Annotated in this window: 12 protein-coding genes and 1 pseudogene; 8 read left to right on the top strand and 5 right to left on the bottom strand. The window is 61.0% G+C overall.

All coding sequences use genetic code 11. From position 1 onward, the window contains the following. The first annotated feature begins 79 nt into the window (after nt 1-79). The 3 genes and pseudogenes from ACZZZ4_RS25370 to ACZZZ4_RS25360 all read left to right on the top strand — a co-directional run bounded on the left by ACZZZ4_RS25370 (nt 80) and on the right by ACZZZ4_RS25360 (nt 3,939). Nucleotides 80-684: pseudogene (locus ACZZZ4_RS25370) on the top strand (biliverdin-producing heme oxygenase). Further along, nucleotides 681-2,918 (top strand): ATP-binding protein, encoded by a 2,238-nt coding sequence (locus ACZZZ4_RS25365; protein ID WP_415762110.1) that lies wholly within the window; start codon nt 681-683, stop codon nt 2,916-2,918. Before ACZZZ4_RS25370 ends, ACZZZ4_RS25365 begins: the two are co-directional and overlap by 4 nt. Before the next feature lie 433 nt (nt 2,919-3,351). Further along, nucleotides 3,352-3,939 (top strand): LysE family translocator, encoded by a 588-nt coding sequence (locus ACZZZ4_RS25360; protein ID WP_130000059.1) that lies wholly within the window; start codon nt 3,352-3,354, stop codon nt 3,937-3,939. Between the two features lie 52 nt (nt 3,940-3,991). Here ACZZZ4_RS25360 and ACZZZ4_RS25355 read toward each other — a convergent pair whose 3' ends face one another. Further along, a complete protein-coding gene (locus tag ACZZZ4_RS25355) occupies nt 3,992-4,825 on the bottom strand; it encodes an AraC family transcriptional regulator (RefSeq protein ID WP_463549100.1) in 834 nt (277 codons plus the stop codon). Between the two features lie 168 nt (nt 4,826-4,993). On the opposite strand from ACZZZ4_RS25355, the gene ACZZZ4_RS25350 reads away from it, so the two are divergent. Then, nucleotides 4,994-5,386, top strand: a complete 393-nt coding sequence (locus ACZZZ4_RS25350; protein ID WP_463549099.1) for a GFA family protein — start codon at nt 4,994-4,996, stop codon at nt 5,384-5,386. A gap of 1,011 nt (nt 5,387-6,397) precedes the next feature. Here the strand turns inward: ACZZZ4_RS25350 and ACZZZ4_RS25345 are convergent. Further along, complete coding sequence (locus tag ACZZZ4_RS25345; RefSeq protein WP_039763251.1) at nt 6,398-7,228, bottom strand: alpha/beta fold hydrolase; 831 nt, start codon at nt 7,226-7,228, stop codon at nt 6,398-6,400. A 251-nt stretch (nt 7,229-7,479) separates the two neighbouring features. On the opposite strand from ACZZZ4_RS25345, the gene ACZZZ4_RS25340 reads away from it, so the two are divergent. From ACZZZ4_RS25340 to ACZZZ4_RS25325, 4 genes are read left to right on the top strand one after another with little or no spacing between them, the layout of a single operon-like run. Then, nucleotides 7,480-7,935 (top strand): (2Fe-2S)-binding protein, encoded by a 456-nt coding sequence (locus ACZZZ4_RS25340; protein WP_007956954.1) that lies wholly within the window; start codon nt 7,480-7,482, stop codon nt 7,933-7,935. A 22-nt stretch (nt 7,936-7,957) separates the two neighbouring features. Continuing rightward, a complete protein-coding gene (locus ACZZZ4_RS25335; protein ID WP_463549098.1) occupies nt 7,958-10,120 on the top strand; it encodes a xanthine dehydrogenase family protein molybdopterin-binding subunit in 2,163 nt (720 codons plus the stop codon). A gap of 1 nt (nt 10,121) precedes the next feature. Then, nucleotides 10,122-10,700 (top strand): hypothetical protein, encoded by a 579-nt coding sequence (locus ACZZZ4_RS25330; protein WP_130000055.1) that lies wholly within the window; start codon nt 10,122-10,124, stop codon nt 10,698-10,700. Nucleotides 10,701-10,754: 54 nt separating this feature from the next. Then, nucleotides 10,755-11,717: a sensor domain-containing diguanylate cyclase gene (locus ACZZZ4_RS25325; protein ID WP_463549097.1), complete on the top strand. Its 963-nt coding sequence runs from the start codon at nt 10,755-10,757 to the stop codon at nt 11,715-11,717. Nucleotides 11,718-11,847: 130 nt separating this feature from the next. Here the strand turns inward: ACZZZ4_RS25325 and ACZZZ4_RS25320 are convergent, their stop codons facing one another. From ACZZZ4_RS25320 to ACZZZ4_RS25310, 3 genes are all read right to left on the bottom strand, one after another. Continuing rightward, nucleotides 11,848-14,967 (bottom strand): hypothetical protein, encoded by a 3,120-nt coding sequence (locus ACZZZ4_RS25320; protein WP_463549096.1) that lies wholly within the window; start codon nt 14,965-14,967, stop codon nt 11,848-11,850. 150 nt (nt 14,968-15,117) lie between these two features. Further along, nucleotides 15,118-15,912 (bottom strand): enoyl-ACP reductase FabI, encoded by a 795-nt coding sequence (gene fabI, locus ACZZZ4_RS25315; RefSeq protein WP_014339032.1) that lies wholly within the window; start codon nt 15,910-15,912, stop codon nt 15,118-15,120. A 19-nt stretch (nt 15,913-15,931) separates the two neighbouring features. Then, nucleotides 15,932-17,542 (bottom strand): ABC transporter ATP-binding protein, encoded by a 1,611-nt coding sequence (locus ACZZZ4_RS25310; protein WP_463549095.1) that lies wholly within the window; start codon nt 17,540-17,542, stop codon nt 15,932-15,934. Between the last annotated feature and the right edge of the window lies 1 nt (nt 17,543).

Below are 17,543 nucleotides of genomic sequence, written 5' to 3'. Positions count from 1 at the left end.
CTGTCTGTCGTGATAAATTCCTCCCCACGTCGAGCCCACCCAGAATGGCCCCTGCCGGGTCCCACCAAGAGCGATCTACATGCAAGCAAAGGCCCGTGAGGTTTATGTGCCACCGGTGCTGCAGGATCTGCGGGCCGGCACAGCCGAACTGCACATCGCACTGGAAAAACGCCTTCCTTTTTCTCCGATACCCTCGATACCCCCGCTTTCGAGCGCTTGATGCAGGCCTATTACGGTTTCTATCAACCGCTGGAACAGGCGTTGCTCGCCAGTGGTGCGGTCCCGGACGATTTCAACCTGACGCCGCGTCTGAAGGCTCAAACCCTGCGCGCCGACCTGCGCGCGTTGGGCGCAACCGCTGATGATTTGCCACTGTGTGAGGATCTGCCGGTTATCGACTCCAGCGCTGCCAGCCTTGGCGTTCTGTACGTGCTTGAAGGCGCGACCCTCGGCGGGCAGATCCTGCGACGGGAAATCGCCGCGCGGCTGAATCTGGACGCCGACAACGGCGCCGCGTTTCTCGATGTCTACGGCGCTGCCACGGGGCGGCGCTGGCGCGAGTTCATTGAATACCTGAGCAACCGGCCCATGGCGGCCAGCGAACGCGCGGCCGTGGTCAGCGCAGCACAAACCACATTCAGCTGTTTCGAGCAGTGGCTCGAGCGCCAGGAGGTACTGGCATGAACCCGCAAGACCAACAAGCCTTTGAAGAACTGCTGGCCAACTGTGCCGACGAGCCGATCCGCTTTCCCGGCGCGATCCAGCCCCATGGTTTGCTGCTGACCCTGACCGAGCCTGCGCTGCAGATCATTCAGGTCAGTGCCAACGTCGAAACGCTGCTGGCCCGTGCGCCCGAATCGCTGATCGGCCAGCCACTGCACAGTCTGATCGGCGCCGAGCACGCCGCGCAAGTGCTCGAAGCCCTGCAGCAGACGACATTCTCCGAAGCGGCGCCACTGCGTTTCGAGCTCAACGGCACCGCGTTCGAAGGGTTGCTGCATCGCCATCAGGGCGTGCTGATTCTTGAGCTTGAGATCCACGTACAGAATTTCCAGCCGCGCAACGTCGCCGGGGTCAAGACTCATCTGGGCCGCATGCTCCAGCGCCTGCAAGCGGCAACCACGCTGCAGGCCCTGTACGACATCAGCGTCAAGGAAATCCAGGCGATGACCGGTTACGACCGGGTGTTGATCTATCGCTTCGAGGAGGAGGGCCACGGTCAGGTCATCGCTGAAGCCTCCGATCCGTCGATGGAAGTGTTCAACGGCCTGTTCTTCCCGGCCTCGGACATTCCCGAGCAGGCGCGCGAGCTGTATCGCACCAATTGGCTGCGGATCATCCCCAACGCCGATTATCAGCCGGTACCACTGGTGCCGAAGTTGCGCCCGGACACGCAGACACCGCTGGACCTGAGTTTCGCCACGCTGCGCAGCGTCTCGCCGATTCACTGCCAGTACATGAAAAACATGGGCGTGCTGTCGTCGATGAGCATTTCCCTGCTCAAGGGCGACAAGCTCTGGGGCCTGATCAGCTGCGGCAACCGTCAACCGCTGCACGTGCCGCATGAATTGCGCATGGCCTGCCAGACCATCGGCCAGGTCCTCTCGTTGCAGATCAGTGCGATGGAAACCCTTGAACTGACCCGTCAGCGTGAAGAGAAGGTCGAGGCGCTGGCGCGGCTCAATCAGGCGATGGTCGATTCGCCGCAGAACGTGTTCGACGGCCTCGCCCAGCAGCCGGCGACGTTGATGGCGCTGGTCAATGCCGGTGGCATCGCAATCATCGAAGACAAGCAATTGCACCGTTACGGCAACTGCCCTGAGCCGGAAGAAATTCGCGCGCTGCACAAATGGCTGCAGGCGCGCGGCGAGCCGGTGTTTGCCAGCCATCATCTGTCCAGCGTTTATCCGCCGGCGGAGCAGTATCAGGCGGTGGCCAGCGGTGTGCTCGCCTTGAGCCTGCCCAAACCGGTGGACAACGGCGTGCTGTGGTTCCGCCCGGAAGTGAAGGAAAACATCAACTGGAGCGGTGACCCGCGCAAACCACTGGACCTGGAAAACTCCGACGCCGGCCTGCGCCTGCGGCCGCGTACCTCGTTCGAGATCTGGAAAGTCGAGATGGCCGGGATCTCCACCAAATGGAGCCACGGTGATCTGTTCGCCGCCAACGATCTGCGCCGTTCGGCACTGGAAAATGATCTGGCCCGCCAGGTCCGTCGCGAGCAAGAGGCCGTGCGAGCGCGGGATGAACTGGTGGCGGTGGTTTCCCACGATCTGCGTAACCCGATGACGGTGATTTCGATGCTCTGCGGCATGATGCAGAAAGCCTTCAGCTCGGAGGGGGCGCACACTTCGCGGCGCATCTCTACGGCGATCGACACCATGCAGCAGGCCACGGCGCGGATGAATACGCTGCTGGAGGACCTGCTCGATACTTCGAAAATCGACGCCGGGCGCTATTCCATCACACCGCAACCGCTGGACGTCGGGCTGATCTTCGAAGAGGCGCAGTCGCTGCTGTCGCCGCTGGCCCATGACAAGGACATCAGCATTTCCTTCCAGGCCGATCCTGATTTGCGCATCCATGCCGACCCCGAGCGGCTGTTTCAGGTACTGTCGAACCTGGTCGGCAACGCCATCAAGTTCACCCCACGCATGGGCACCGTCGGCGTACACGCCAAATCGGTGGGCGATGAGATTGTCTTCATCGTGCGCGACAGCGGCGAAGGCATTCCCAAAGAGCACTTGCCGCATGTGTTTGATCGTTACTGGACGGTCAAAGAAGGCAACCCGACCGGCACGGGCCTGGGTTTGTACATCACCCAAGGCATCGTCGAAGCCCATGGCGGCCAGATCGTCGCCGAGAGCGAGCCGGGGCAGGGCAGCGAATTCCGCTTCACCGTACCGCGCCTGGCCTGAATGCCCCTGTAGGAGCGGGCTTGCTCGCGAAGGCGTCATCCCAGCCAACATTGGGTTGATTGACACACCGCTTTCGCGAGCAAGCTCGCTCCCACAGGTTTTGCGGTAGGCCCGAGATTGCATTTCACACACAACCCGGTGGGAGCGGGCTTGCTCGCGAAGGCGTCATCCCAGCCAACATTGGGTTGATTGACACACCGCTTTCGCGAGCAAGCTCGCTCCCACAGGTTTTGCGGTAGGCCCGAGATTGCATTTCACACACAACCCGGTGGGAGCGGGCTTGCTCGCGAAGGCGTCAGCCCAGCCAACATTGGGTTGATTGACACACCGCTTTCGCCAGAGGATTCGCATCCTCAGGGGCATTTTCTTCAATACCGCACCCCCGGCGCTCGCTACCGTAGCCACCTCGTTCCTCGTTTGAAGCAGGTGTGCAATGAGTCTGATTCTTTCCATGGCGGCATTTGCCCTGGCCGCTTCCATCACCCCCGGGCCGGTCAATATTGTCGCCTTGAGTTCCGGCGCGCAGTACGGTTTCCGCGCCAGCCAGCGGCATGTCGCCGGGGCGACGTTGGGGTTTGTGCTGTTGCTGGTGCTGATGGGCCTGGGCCTGCATGAGGTGCTGCAACTGTGGCCGTTCATGACTCGGGTGGTGCAATGGGCCGGGGTGGCGTTTCTGTTGTTCATGGCTTGGAAACTGGCCAGCGATGACGGCCAATTGAACACCCGCGAGTCCGGCCGCGCACCGTCGATGCTCTATGGCGCGGTGATGCAATGGCTCAACCCCAAGGCCTGGCTGGCGTGCGTGGCCGGCATGGGCGCGTTTGTCGCTGATGGCGAGGCACGCTTGGTCTGGCAGTTTGCGGCGGTGTATCTGGTGATCTGCTATCTGTCGGTGGGCTGCTGGGCGTATGCCGGGACGTTTTTGCGCGGCTATCTGAGCAACGCGGCGGGGATGCGCTGGTTCAACCGGGTGATGGCGTTGTTGCTGGCGGTGAGTGCGCTTTATCTCCTGATCACCTGATTTTCTGTAGGAGCTGACGAGTGCAGGGGTTTGCATGTACGGGAGATAAAACTCAGCCGCGATACTGCCCCGGCGTCGCCGCCAGATGCTGTTTGAACGCTCGCTGAAAATGCGCCTGATCGGCGAATCCAGCCTCTAGCGCCACATCGGCAATCAACCGCCCGCTGCGCAAGCGCTCGCGGGCGAACTGGATGCGCTGGTTGACCACAAAGGCATGGGGCGTCATTCCGTAACGCTGCTTGAACGCTCGAATCAGGTACGACGGCGACAGCTGCGCCGCTGCGCAAATCGCCTCGAGGCTCAGCACTTCGGTGCAATGTCCCCGGATGAAATCAGCGGCACGTTCCAGCTTGAAGTTAGGCTCACGTATCGGCTGAGCAGCAGGATTCAGACGCAGCTGCAAATCACTGAAAAACTCCACAGCCGCGCTCTGTTTCGCCAGCGCCTCCAACTGATCGTCAACCAACACTTCATATAACCCCATCAACTTGCCGAACAACTCGGCATCGGCCAGATGCGTGTCGGAAAAACGCCGAAACTCCAGCTCAGCGGCAAACCCCAACTGATGCTGCAAATCGGTCAGCCACGGCGTTTCGACATACAACATCACATACGACCACGGCTGATCATCGATCGGATTGCACGCATGCACATCGCCGGGATTCATCAGCACCACGGTGCCGGCCGCCACCTCGTACTGCGCCTGTTCATGCACATAAGTACTGCGCCCGGCGGTGATTGCGCCGATGGAAAAGTGCGCATGGGAATGCCGCGCATAACAGACCTCACGACCATCATCGATCGCCCGCGCTTCGATGAAGGGCAGGGCGTCGTCGCGCCAGAAGCGCGGGGCTTTCTCGGGGTTTTTCGCAGCGGCGTGTTTCATCGTGATCGTCCCGGCAGGTCAGCGTCTGAGTGTATTAGCTCTGGCCCGCGAATGCCTGTTGCAGCGCGGCAACATCGAGTTCTTTCATCTGAAACATGGCCTGCATTGCAGCCCCGACTGTTATAGGCTCTGGGGGACGTGACACCACGGGCGCGATGGAGCTGAACCATGAATATATTTGCCGGCGGATGCCTGTGCGGCGTTGTGCGCTTTCAAGTTTCTGGCGAGCCTTACCGGGTTGGACTGTGCCATTGCCTGAACTGTCGCAAGGTCCACGGTGCGCTGTTTCATGCCTCGGCGATATTTCCTGAGGGCGCTGTGACCATTAGCGGTGAAACCCACGAGTATCAAGGTCGACATTTCTGCCCGCGCTGTGGCTCGTCGGTGTTCAACCGCAGTGGTGATGAGGTCGAGGTGAACCTCGGCGCGCTGGATGCGCCGGATCAGTTGAAACCCACCTATGAGAGCTGGACTGTGCGGCGTGAATCGTGGCTGCCGGATTTTCCGCTGGCCAGGCACTACCGGGGGGATCGTGAAGGCAAAGGGCGGGCAGAGGGATAGGGGATTGATTCAACCTTCAGCACACCTGCGATTTCTGTGGGGGCGAGTCTGCTCGCGAAGTCTTGTTGTCGAGCGATGATTTGTTCTGGTTGACCGAGTACATATCTGTTGCTGCGGTAACGGCTGCTTAGGGTTTCGCCCTTACGGCGACTCACTTTTTTTACAAACGCCTAAAAAAGTAAGCAAAAAAACGCTTGCTCCTACGTTCGGTCCTCGCAGGCTCGGGTTCCTTCGCTGCGGGATCGATCCGGGCGCAGCGGCTACGGTTTGCTTCGCTGCACCTCCTTCCGCTGTGTCTGGCTGCGCCAGACGGTCGCTGCGCTCCCACGCCCGGATCAATCCCTCCACTCAGCCTTCCGACGTCGCCGGTGGATCAAGATCAAGAGCACTCGAGCTTGCGCTCATTGTTGAGTGGGGCGGCTGTGCCGCGGGCAGCTGCGCTGCTTTGCTTTTCTGCGGGAGCGAGCCTGCTCGCGATAGCTATCTCAAAGATAAGAATGAATAGCGGATCTACCCTGATCCCTGTGGGAGCTGGCTTGCCAGCGATGGCGGCCTTCCCGCCGACCAGTCTGTGTCGGATAAACCCATTACCAACTGTGGGAGCGAGCTTGCTCGCGATAGCTATCTCAAAGATACGAATGAATAGCGGATCTACCCTGATCTCTGTGGGAGCTGGCTTGCCAGCGATGGCGGCCTTCCCGCCGACCAGTCTGTGTCGGATAAACCCATTACCAACTGTGGGAGCGAGCTTGCTCGCGATAGCTATCTCAAAGATACGAATGAATAGCGGATCTACCCTGATCCCTGTGGGAGCTGGCTTGCCAGCGATGGCGGCCTTCCCGCCGACCAGTCTGTGTCGGATAAACCCGATACCAGCTGTGGGAGCGAGCTTGCTCGCGAAAGCGGAGTGTCATTCGCAGCTAACTAGACTGGAGAGACGCCTTCGCGGGCAAGCCCGCTCCCACAGGGGATCAGTATTTGCCAATATCGCGGTAATCCTGATTGAGGTGATTACCCGCGAATAAACGCCAGCAAATCCGCATTGATGGTTTCAGCCTGCGTCGTTGGCATGCCATGCGGGAAGCCCGGATACGACTTCAGCGTGCCGTTGGGCAGCAGTTTCGCTGACAACGGCCCGGAGTTGGCGTAGGGCACGATCTGGTCGTCCTCGCCGTGCATGACCAGAACCGGCACGGTGACTTTTTTCAGGTCTTCGGTGAAGTCGGTCTGCGAGAACGCGACGATGCCGTCGTAATGCGCCTTGGCGCCGCCGATCATGCCTTGGCGCCACCAGTTGGCGATGATTCCCTCGGAGGGCTCGGCGCCGGGGCGGTTGTAGCCGTAGAAGGGGCCGCTCGGCACATCGCGATAGAACTGCGCGCGATTCGCCGCCAACTGCGCTTGAAAGCCATCGAACACCGATTTCGGCAAACCGCCCGGATTGCTTTCGGTCTGCACCATCAGCGGTGGTACGGCGCTGATCAATACCGCTTTGCTGACCTTGTCCTGACCATGTCGGGCAATGTAGTGGATCACTTCGCCGCCGCCGGTGGAGTGGCCGACATGCACAACGTTGCTCGTACCCAGATGATTGACCACGGCCAGCACATCGTCGGCGTAGTGATCCATGTCATGGCCGTCCCAGACCTGGCTGGAGCGGCCATGCCCGCGTCGATCATGAGCAATCACCCGAAAGCCCTGCGCGAGAAAGAACAGCATCTGCGCATCCCAGTCATCCGAACTGAGCGGCCAGCCGTGGTGGAAGTGGATTACCGGCGCGTCGCGCGGGCCCCAGTCCTTGTAGAAGATGTCGACGCCGTCTCGAGTGGTGACAAAGCCCATGGGTAATGCTCCTGACTCAAAGGAAGGTCAAACGCGATGTGTCGCGTACCGAAAGTGCAGAGGTACGACGACTCACTGCGAGCCGTTATCAACTGTAGGAGCAAAGCTGCGGTCTGCATGACCGCTGGTCACAACGTCTCGCTTGCTGCGCAAATTAGGCTTTGCTGAAAGGGATAAGCGCGGGCATCCGTAGGTTTTTGCGACCACAGCGACGCCCCTTCGCCACACCGTGAGTCTGAGGAAATCACCCGATGCTGACCCTGAATATCAATGGCAAGGATCAGGAGCTCGATGTCCCCGCCGACATGCCGCTGCTCTGGGTTCTGCGCGATGTCGCGCACCTGACCGGGACCAAGTTCGGTTGCGGCATGGCCCAGTGCGGCGCCTGCACCGTGCACGTTGACGGCGCGCCATTACGTTCGTGTATCACCCCGGCCACTGCCGTCGCCCACGGGCAGAAAATCCTTACCATCGAAGGCTTGTCCAGCGATGGCTCGCACCCGGTGCAGCAAGCCTGGGCCGAACTCGATGTGGTGCAGTGCGGTTACTGCCAGTCCGGGCAGATCATGTCCGCCGCCGCGTTGCTGGCGAAAATTCCCAAGCCCACCGACAGCGATATCGATCAGGCGCTCTCCGGCAATATCTGCCGCTGCGGCACCTATCCGCGCATTCGCGCAGCGGTCAAACGCGCCGCCGACATCGGCTGATTCAATCTCTGGGAGATAGACGATGAACAGTCCGGTATCGCGTCGCGGGTTTCTCAAGGGCAGCGCCGTGCTGGGTGGCGGCCTGATGGTGGCGTTTGTGGTGCCCGGGGCCAATCGCTTCGCCCGCGCGGCAGAGAATGAAAACAAGACGTTCGCGCCCAATGCGTTTCTGCGCATCGCGGCGGACAACAGCGTCACCGTGCTGCTCGGCCATTCGGAGATGGGTCAGGGCATCTGGACCGGCCTGACCATGCTGATTGCCGAGGAACTGGACGCCGACTGGTCGAAAATCCGCGTCGAGCACTCCCCAGCCTCAGCGGCGGATTATGGTTTGCCGGCGTTCGGCGGCATGCAGATCACCGGAGGCTCGACCTCGACCTGGATGGAATTCGACCGCTACCGACTGGCCGGGGCGACGGCCCGGCAGATGCTGGTCGAGGCCGCAGCGAAACGCTTCGACGTCGCGCCGTCGACGATTCGCACTGAGTCCGGCGTGGTCATCGCCGGGGACCAACGCGCGACCTACGGCGAACTGGCCGATGCCGCCGGGCAACTGCCGGTGCCGGATCCGAAAACCATTACCTTCAAGGAAGCCAAGGACTGGAAAGTCATCGGCAAACCGACCAAGCGCCTCGACACCCCGGAAAAGATCACCGGCCGCGCCAAATTCGGCATGGACGTGCAGTTCGAAGGCCTGATGACCGCGATGGTCGCCCGCGCCCCGGTGTTCGGTGCCACGGTGAAATCCTTCGAAGGCGCCGCAGCGCTGGCAATCCCCGGCGTGCACAAAGTGCTGCAGGTGCCCAGCGGGGTAGCGGTGGTGGCCGAGCATTTCTGGGCGGCGAAGCTGGGCCGTGATGCGCTGAAGGTTGACTGGGATCTTGGGCCACTGGCCGACATGAGCAGTGAAAAACTGCTGGAGAGTTTCCGCAAACTGGCAGCGACTCCGGGCACCTCGGCCACGCAGGCTGGAGACGCCAAAGCCAATTTCGCCAAGGCCACGAAGAAAATCGAGGTCGAATACAGCGTGCCGTATCTGGCCCACGCGCCGATGGAACCGCTCAACTGCGCGGTGAAAATCAGCGCCGGCAAATGTGAAATCTGGACCGGCACGCAATTTCAGACGCTGGACCAAATGGTCGCCAGCAAGATCACCGGGCTCAAACCCGAGCAGGTTGAAATTCACACCGAGTTCCTCGGTGGTGGCTTCGGTCGCCGCGCCAATCCGACCTCGGACTTCGTCGCCGAAGCCGTGCAGGTAGCGAAAGCGGCGGGCCTGCCCGTGAAAACCGTCTGGGCGCGCGAGGATGACATTCGCGGCGGCTATTACCGCTCGATGTACCTGCACAAGGCGCAGGTCGGGCTGGGCGCCGATGGCTTGCCGATGAGTTGGCAGCATGTGCTGGTCGGGCAGTCGATCATGACCGGGACGATGCTCGAGGCGGCGATGGTCAAGAACGGCATCGATGCGACGTCGGTCGAGGGCGTCGCCGACAGTCCGTATATCAAGGATCTGCCTCATCATCAGGTCGACCTGCATTCGCCGCAGACCGGCATCAACGTGCTGTGGCTGCGTTCGGTGGGCCATACCCATACCGGGTTCGTCATGGAATCGCTGATCGATGAACTGGCGACGGCGGCGGGCAAGGATCCGGTGGAATACCGACGCACGCTGCTCAAGGCGCACCCGCGCCATCTCGGCGTGCTCAATCTGGCGGTGGAGAAGGCCCACTGGGGCGCGCCGTTGCCGGACGGGCATGCCCTCGGCGTGGCGGTACACGAGTCATTCGGCAGCTACGTGGCGCAGGTTGCCGAGGTGTCGCAGGACAATCTGGCGATTCGCGTGCATCGAGTGGTCTGCGCCGTCGACTGCGGCATTGCGGTGAACCCGCAGAGCATCGCCGCGCAGATGGAGTCGTGCATCACCTTCGGCCTCGGCATGGCGTTGCACAGCAAACTCACCGTCAAGGACGGCGGCGTCGTGCAGTCCAACTATCACGATTACCAGGTGCTGCGGCTCAACGAAATGCCGGTGGTGGAAGTGCATATCGTCCCCAGCAGCGAAAAACCCGGCGGCATTGGTGAGCCCGGCGTACCGCCGACCGCGCCGGCCGTGGCCAACGCGGTGTTTGCCCTGACCGGGCAACGCCTGCGCGAACTGCCACTGCAACTGTCGGGGGTGTGAGATGAAACGACATCTGGTGTTGGGCACCGTCGTGTTGCTCGGTCTCGGAGGCTATGCCTCGGACCTGTTTGCTGAGGATCAGCAGGCGTTGCAAGCCTTTGGCACGGTGCAGAAAGTGTTCCAGAGCCCGCGCTGCCAGAACTGCCACATTCCCGGCGATTCGCCGTTGCAGTTCGACGCCGGCATCCCTCACGCCATGAATGTGGTGCGCGGCATGGACGGCAAGGGCGCCGCCGGTTTGCCCTGCGCGACCTGCCACGCCGAAAGCAATCCGCCGGCCAGTTACGGCCCTCACGCGCCACCGGGTGCGCCGCATTGGAGCCTGCCGCCAGCCGCGCACAAAATGGCCTGGATCGGCCTGCCCTCGGACAAGCTCTGCGCAATGATCAAGGATCGCGCAAGCAACGGCGATCGCGACTTCGCCGCCCTGTTAAAACACGTCAGCGAAGACAAACTGGTGCTGTGGGGCTGGAATCCCGGGGCAGGGCGCGCGCCGGTACCGGTCCCGCACGACATTTTCGTCGCGCAATTCAAGCTGTGGGCCGATGCCGGCGGGCCGTGCCCGGTGGCGCAAATGTGAAGCCTCGGCGATTTAGCGCTACGCTGAACGCATGACTGTCTACGGAGTGTGCGCATGCTGGTGCCCGGAAAACCTGCCAACGAAGCTGCACGTATTGACGTGTTGCATGGCCTCAACCTCGACTCGGCCCCCGAAGAGCGCTTCGATCGCCTGACGCGCCTGGCCAAGCGCTTGTTCAACGTGCCGATCGCCCTGGTCACGCTGGTCGACAAGGATCGCCAGTGGTTCAAATCCTGTGTGGGGCTGGATGTCAGCGAGACGTCGCGCGACGTCTCTTTCTGCGGCCATGCAATTTTGCAAAACGAGCTGATGCTGGTCCCCGATGCGCTGGAGGATGTGCGCTTCCATGACAATCCGCTGGTCACCGGCGCACCGAATATCCGCTTTTACGCCGGTTATCCGCTGACCGTGCCCGACGGCAACAAAATGGGCACCTTGTGCCTGATCGATACCAAGCCTCGCCATCTCGATGACGAAGAGCGCGCGCTGCTGCGCGACCTCGCCGAGATGGCCGAGCAGGAGCTGATGGCGGTGCAAATGGCGAGCATGGATGAGCTTACGCTGTTGTCCAATCGCCGTGGTTTCAAGCAACTGGCCCAGCATGCACTGGATGCTTGCGCGCGCCTGAATCGCGCGGCGACGCTGCTGTTTTTCGACCTCAACGATTTCAAGCAGATCAATGATCTGTACGGGCATGCCGAGGGCGACAGTGCGCTGGAAACCTTCGCCGATGTGTTGCGCATTGCCTTTCGCGAGAGCGACGTGGTCGGGCGCTTGGGCGGCGATGAGTTCGTCGCGTTGCTGACCGGCTCCAGCCACGTCGAAACCACACGGATCATGGCGCGGCTCAAGGAAATTCTTGAAGAGCGCAACGCCACGTTGCACCGCGGTTATGCGATTCGTTTCAGCGTCGGCCAGATCGAATACGACCCCACGCGACACGAAACCGTCGACCGCCTGCTGGCCGATGCGGATGGCGCGATGTATGCGCACAAACAGGCGTTGAAAGGCTGCTAGTCCTGGCGCGAATCCTTTGTAGGAGTGAGCCTGCTCGCGATAGCGGTGGTTCAGGCAGTGTCGCAGTCACAGACAGAGCGCTAGCGCGAGCAGGCTCACTCCTACAGAATTCGATGGTGCACCCGGAGGTTCAGCGCTTGGGCGGGCTCAGCTTCTGGTAAAACGCCACCCACTTTTCATGACAGGCGTCAGCCTCGCTAAGAGCGGGCGCCATCAGGGCTTCTCGCAGCGCTTGGGCTTCATGGGCGTCGAACAGATGCCGGACGGCGGTGCTGGCGATGGCGTTGACTTTGTTGGAGGAAAAGCTGTCAGGCACGGCGGTGCGCGTTTGTTCCTCCAACGGTGCCCCTTGAATTTCGAGGCGAGTGATAAACGCTTTACAGGTAGCGTTTGCGCGAGGCTCGGTGCCATGCCGGTAGGCTTCGGCGTCGAAGGGCAGCGCTTTCGCCGGTTCTTTCGCGGCCGATGGCTTAAGTGCAGCGATGTCGACATCACGGCGCAAAACCACTTCATTTCTGCAGGTGAAAATTTCGAATACTCGGGTCGGGGTTCCGTGCAACAGCGCGAGGATGGCAAACGGGGCAGCGTCGGCAGTTGATGTGCTCGCGCTGGGCGATGCAGAGCGCAGGGCAAGCAATTCCAGCCGGTGTTCTTCGATATCGAGCCTTTGTGCCAGCGGCAGACGGCAAATCGCCTCCTTGATCAGGGCAATGTGGGCCTCTTTCATTTGCACGACGCGGGCCTCAAGTGCGGTTTTGAACAGGCTCGCGACGTTGTTCAATCGGGCAAAGGACGCGTTCATGGTGGTCAGCGACAACTGTTCACTGCTTGATTGCCAGGCCTTCATATCGTCTGAGAGCTTGCCGGCCACGTGCAATTGGCTCAGCGAGTAAAGCGGCGCAGAAGCTTGTCCGTGTGTTTCCGAGAGAGACAGTACCTTGGCCTCCAGATACGGATTATCAGCAAACACGTTGCGCAGATCCGACTGCGCGATTGTTGCAGGCGTGGGGAAAGACGCCAGAAAGGCCCGATGGTATAAGCCGCGCATCAACCGATTGTGACTGCGAAAAACCCGATCGGCGCGCTTCAGCGTCGCGGCGTCGTACACCGTGACCGGGCATTCGGCATTACGCTGGATCAATCCTCTGGCGACCGCCCAGTCAACGATCACCGAGGCGCAGGCTTCACCGCGCAGAAACTTGTAAAAATCCGCAGGCGCCGGGCCTTTCGTCAGGGCACTGAGTTGTCCGAACGTCATCAGGCGGGCCACACCAGGGAAACGACTTTCAATGTAAAGCACGACCTGTTTCAACCTGACCCAGCGCAGGCAACTCATGTAAGCGATGAATGCCGGAATATCGCGTGTGAGGAATTCCGGCGCCATGGCCGACAGCAGAAGATGGGTCGCCAGGGTCTTGTTTTTGATCGGTGCCAGACCGGGTTGCCGATCAATGAAACGTCGTACTTCATCGTAACGCTCGCCCCAGAAATCGCTGTCCTCCAGACGCTGGCCGATGATGCGGTTCAGGTCCTCGCCGGCGCTCGGCTCCAGACTGAGAATCAACGCAGCGAGCAACAGGCGGTCGCGGTTGGTCGCCACCAGACGCTTGTTCTGGCCCGGCGGCGCGAGCTTTGCAAGCAGTTGATTGCCCAATGTGCGCGCGCGTGGCGTGATCAGGATACAGCTGATCAGGTAGTCGGCCTTGGCCTTGAGCGTTGCAAGCGGCAAGTCGGTATCGACGCCTTCGCTCAGATAGTCGATCAACGGTACCGAGTCCTTGGGCAAAAACGATTGGGTGGTGTCGATGACGATCTGGCGTTGCGCAGCGCTGAATCGCTCGGTCCGGGTGCCGGGCTGGCCTAGCAGGTACCACTGGTTCATGTGCCCGGGGCGCATGTGCAGATTGATCTTGTTCCAGTGGGCAAGGGACAGGGCCTGTTGAATAGTCCTCGGCAGCGGCAACTCGTAGAATCGCAGCATCTGCGCGAGCGTGACTCGCCCGTTGGAGCGCAAGGCGCCGCCAGCTTTGCGTGCCTTGACTTTGAGTTTGTCGCGATAGAGCTTCAGGTCCGCGTGGCCTTCTACCTGTGCCGTTAACGTGACCCAGCCTTGCGCACTGGCAGTGCCGACATGACCGGATTCAGTCACCAGCAGTTGACTGTCTGCGGGTAAGCCGCGCTGCCGCAGAATGTTCTGAAAATCGGCGTTGGAACTGAGTAGTTGCAAGTCACTCTGGCCGTCTGCGATCCATTCTGCCAGTGCAGACTCCGGATGCGGATCACTGAATTCCTCGTAATCGATCCTGGCCGTCGGTGGCTTGTTCCAGCTCAGTGCTTCCAGGCGCTTGACGATGTGCCGAGCGTCTTCCAGATCAGCGAAGTCTTCGCGATAGCGGCGGATGGGCGCGCCAGTCTGCACGTAGTCGCTGACGTAGGGCAATTGCGGCCAGCGCTGTTGTCGCAGGCGTTGCGCCAGCGCTTTGGCTGCTTCGGCGTCCTCTGGCAAAGCAAACTCGTAGCGACGCAGGAGTTCGCCCAGTTTGAGGCGAGGCCCTCTGACGGGAGCGGAAACAGAAGCCGAAGTGAGTGTTACCGGCGTGTCGAGAAAGCCTCGCTGCTCGAACGGATCGCTCGCCAGCAGCACCTCGTCGATTCGCTCGGCGATGGCCTGTAAATCCTCCAGTTGCGCGTTGCGCTCCTTGACGAGCGCTGAAGTGGTCTGGCCGTTTTCATCAATGGCGGCCAGACCGGTTTTCTTCAACTCGGCGACGAGGACTCGGGCCTGAATCTGGTTTTGCGGTTCCGGATAACCGTAGAACGCCAAAACCACTTGCCGTGGAAAGCGATACAGCGGGTTGGCGGACTTGCCGCCGATATAGGGCAGGCCTGACCCGGCGGGGTCAATGCGCTGGGAAATCGACAGCAGCATCGGCGCCATCTGCCACCAGCCGGAATCATCTTCCAGCCGAAAGGTGCGTACGTCGCTGGAGCCGTTCGAGGGAATCTGCGCTTGCAGGGTATCGCCCTTGATCTGCAAGGTATCCAGATCGATATGGAAGCGGCTGGCCCAGTCGAGGAATTCGGGGCGTTCGAGGGCAGTCCAGTAAAGCTCCATCCATTCGCGCAGCAGGCACGGACGGGGCACCTCCAGCGTACGCGCCGGTCCGGCGGCGCTGACCACCGGTACGGCAGTCAATTCCGCGATGAGGTTCTGGATCAATGTCTGTTCATGTACCGGTGTGTCGTCCATCTGCGCCTCCCTGGCGGCTGATAAGCATCGAGCGCCGAGTATCAAAGGCAGGGCAGGGTGGGTGGCGGTACATATGTAGTTGGGCGAGCTTTTCCGCAGGCATAAAAAAACCCGCCAGAACCGGCGGGTTTTTTATCGGCTACAGGAAGATCACTCTTCGATGTTGCCCATCGCGGTGGTGTTGAAGCCGCCGTCGACGTACATGATTTCACCGCTGATGCCCGACGCCAGGTCGGAGCACAGGAAGGCGCCGGCGTTGCCGACTTCTTCGATGGTGACGTTGCGGCGCAGTGGGGTTTGCGCTTCATTGGCAGCCAGCATCTTGCGGAAGTTCTTGATGCCCGACGCGGCCAGAGTACGGATCGGACCGGCCGATACGCAGTTGACGCGGGTGCCGTCCGGGCCCAGGGAGCCGGCCAGGTAACGCACGCCAGCTTCCAGCGAAGCCTTGGCCATGCCCATCACGTTGTAGTTCGGCATGGTGCGCTCGGCGCCCAGGTACGACAGGGTCAGCAGGCTGCCGTTGCGGCCTTTCATCATTTCGCGGCCGGCTTTGGCCAGGGCCACGAAGCTGTAGGCGCTGATGTCGTGAGCGATGCGGAAACCTTCACGGGTGGTGGCTTCGGTGAAGTCGCCGTCCAGTTGGTCGCCCGGGGCGAAGCCGACGGAGTGGACGATGCAGTCCAGGCCGTCCCACTTCTTGCTCAGTTGTTCGAAGACCTTGGCGATTTCTTCATCGCTGGCCACGTCGCACGGGAAGCACAGCTCAGGGCTCGAACCCCAGCCTTGTGCGAACTCTTCGACGCGACCCTTGAGTTTGTCGTTCTGATAAGTGAAGGCAAGCTCAGCGCCCTCGCGATGCATGGCGGCAGCGATGCCGGATGCGATGGACAGCTTGCTGGCGACACCGACGATCAGTACGCGCTTACCGGCGAGAAAACCCATGTGTTGCTCCTCTTTCAGGTTATTGCGCAGTGGCTGGTGCCAGAAAAGCGGCTTCCAGCAACTGCTGTGTATACGGATGTTGGGGGGCGGCAAAAATACTTTGCGCGTCTCCCTGTTCGACCACTTGGCCATGCTTGACCACCATCAGCTGGTGGCTCAGCGCTTTGACGACAGCCAGGTCATGGCTGATGAACAAATACGTCAGGTTGTACTTGGCTTGCAGTGAACGCAACAGCTCCACCACTTGCCGCTGCACCGTGCGGTCGAGCGCCGAAGTCGGCTCGTCCAGCAGGATCAGCGCCGGTTTCAGCACCAGGGCCCGGGCAATGGCTATTCGCTGCCGTTGCCCACCGGAAAATTCGTGGGGGTAGCGGTGCCGGGTTTCCGGATCCAGACCTACCTCCTTCAATGCCGCGATGATCGCCGCTTCCTGTTCGGCTGCGGTGCCCATCTTGTGTATCCGCAGGCCTTCGCCGACGATGTCGTTGACGCACATGCGCGGGCTCAGGCTGCCAAACGGGTCCTGAAACACCACCTGCATTTCCCGCCGCAGCGGGCGAACCTCACTCTGCGTCAGGCAGTCTAGCTGCTTGCCTTCAAAGCGGATCGCGCCTTTGCTGCCGATCAGACGCAAAATCGCCAGACCGAGGGTGGATTTGCCGGAGCCACTTTCGCCGACGATTCCCAGGGTCTGGCCCTGAGGCAGGCTGAAATTGATGCCGTCCACTGCCTTGACGTAATCCACCGTGCGCTTGAGCAGGCCTTTCTTGATCGGGAACCAGACTTTCAGGTCCTCGACTTCGAGCAGCGGCGCGCCGATTTCATTGCTCGCGGGGCCACCGCTGGGCTCCGCGCCGAGCAATTCCCGAGTGTACGGATGCTGCGGCGAACGGAACAGCTCTGCGCACGATGCCTGTTCGACGATGCAACCGCGCTGCATGACACATACGCGATGCGCAATTCTTCGCACCAGGTTCAAATCGTGACTGATCAGTAGCAGCGACATGCCCAATCGAGCCTGAAGTTCCTTGAGCAAATCGAGGATTTTCAGCTGAACGGTCACGTCCAGCGCGGTGGTCGGTTCGTCGGCAATCAGCAATTCCGGCTCGTTGGCCAGGGCCATGGCAATCATCACCCGCTGGCGCTGGCCGCCGGACAATTCATGGGGCAGGGCCTTGAGACGCTTGTGCGGCTCGGGGATGCCGACCATCTCCAGCAGCTCCAAAGTGCGCTTGGTCGCGACTTTGCCGCTCAGGCCCTTGTGGATGCCGAGCACTTCGTTGATCTGCTTTTCGATCGAGTGCAGCGGATTGAGCGAGGTCATCGGCTCCTGAAAGATCATCGCGATGCGGTTGCCACGAATATGGCGGATGGTCTTCTCGCTCAAATCCAGCAGGTTCTGCCCGGCGTAATTGATGCTGCCGGCCGGATGCCGCGCCATGGGGTAGGGCAGCAGGCGCAGGATTGAATGCGCCGTGACCGATTTGCCCGAGCCCGATTCACCGACCAGCGCCAGGGTCTCACCGCGCTTGATGTCGAAGCTCACGCCCTCGACCACGCGGTGGACGCGCTCGCCGAAACCGAATTCGACGGCGAGGTCACGCACTTCGATCAGATTGTCCTGATTCATT

The sequence above is a fragment of the Pseudomonas sp. AC252 genome (genome assembly GCF_979258105.1).
This window is presented reverse-complemented; position numbering and strand designations above follow the sequence as displayed.

Coding starts and splice junctions, on each gene's coding strand:
- ACZZZ4_RS25350 (WP_463549099.1), top strand. CDS start 4,994: ATGAATATATTTGCCGGCGGATGCCTGTGCGGCGTTGTGCGCTTTCAA.
- ACZZZ4_RS25325 (WP_463549097.1), top strand. CDS start 10,755: ATGCTGGTGCCCGGAAAACCTGCCAACGAAGCTGCACGTATTGACGTG.
- ACZZZ4_RS25340 (WP_007956954.1), top strand. CDS start 7,480: ATGCTGACCCTGAATATCAATGGCAAGGATCAGGAGCTCGATGTCCCC.
- ACZZZ4_RS25310 (WP_463549095.1), bottom strand. CDS start 17,542: ATGAATCAGGACAATCTGATCGAAGTGCGTGACCTCGCCGTCGAATTC.
- ACZZZ4_RS25330 (WP_130000055.1), top strand. CDS start 10,122: ATGAAACGACATCTGGTGTTGGGCACCGTCGTGTTGCTCGGTCTCGGA.
- ACZZZ4_RS25345 (WP_039763251.1), bottom strand. CDS start 7,228: ATGGGCTTTGTCACCACTCGAGACGGCGTCGACATCTTCTACAAGGAC.
- ACZZZ4_RS25320 (WP_463549096.1), bottom strand. CDS start 14,967: ATGGACGACACACCGGTACATGAACAGACATTGATCCAGAACCTCATC.
- ACZZZ4_RS25355 (WP_463549100.1), bottom strand. CDS start 4,825: ATGAAACACGCCGCTGCGAAAAACCCCGAGAAAGCCCCGCGCTTCTGG.
- ACZZZ4_RS25335 (WP_463549098.1), top strand. CDS start 7,958: ATGAACAGTCCGGTATCGCGTCGCGGGTTTCTCAAGGGCAGCGCCGTG.
- ACZZZ4_RS25365 (WP_415762110.1), top strand. CDS start 681: ATGAACCCGCAAGACCAACAAGCCTTTGAAGAACTGCTGGCCAACTGT.
- ACZZZ4_RS25360 (WP_130000059.1), top strand. CDS start 3,352: ATGAGTCTGATTCTTTCCATGGCGGCATTTGCCCTGGCCGCTTCCATC.
- fabI (WP_014339032.1), bottom strand. CDS start 15,912: ATGGGTTTTCTCGCCGGTAAGCGCGTACTGATCGTCGGTGTCGCCAGC.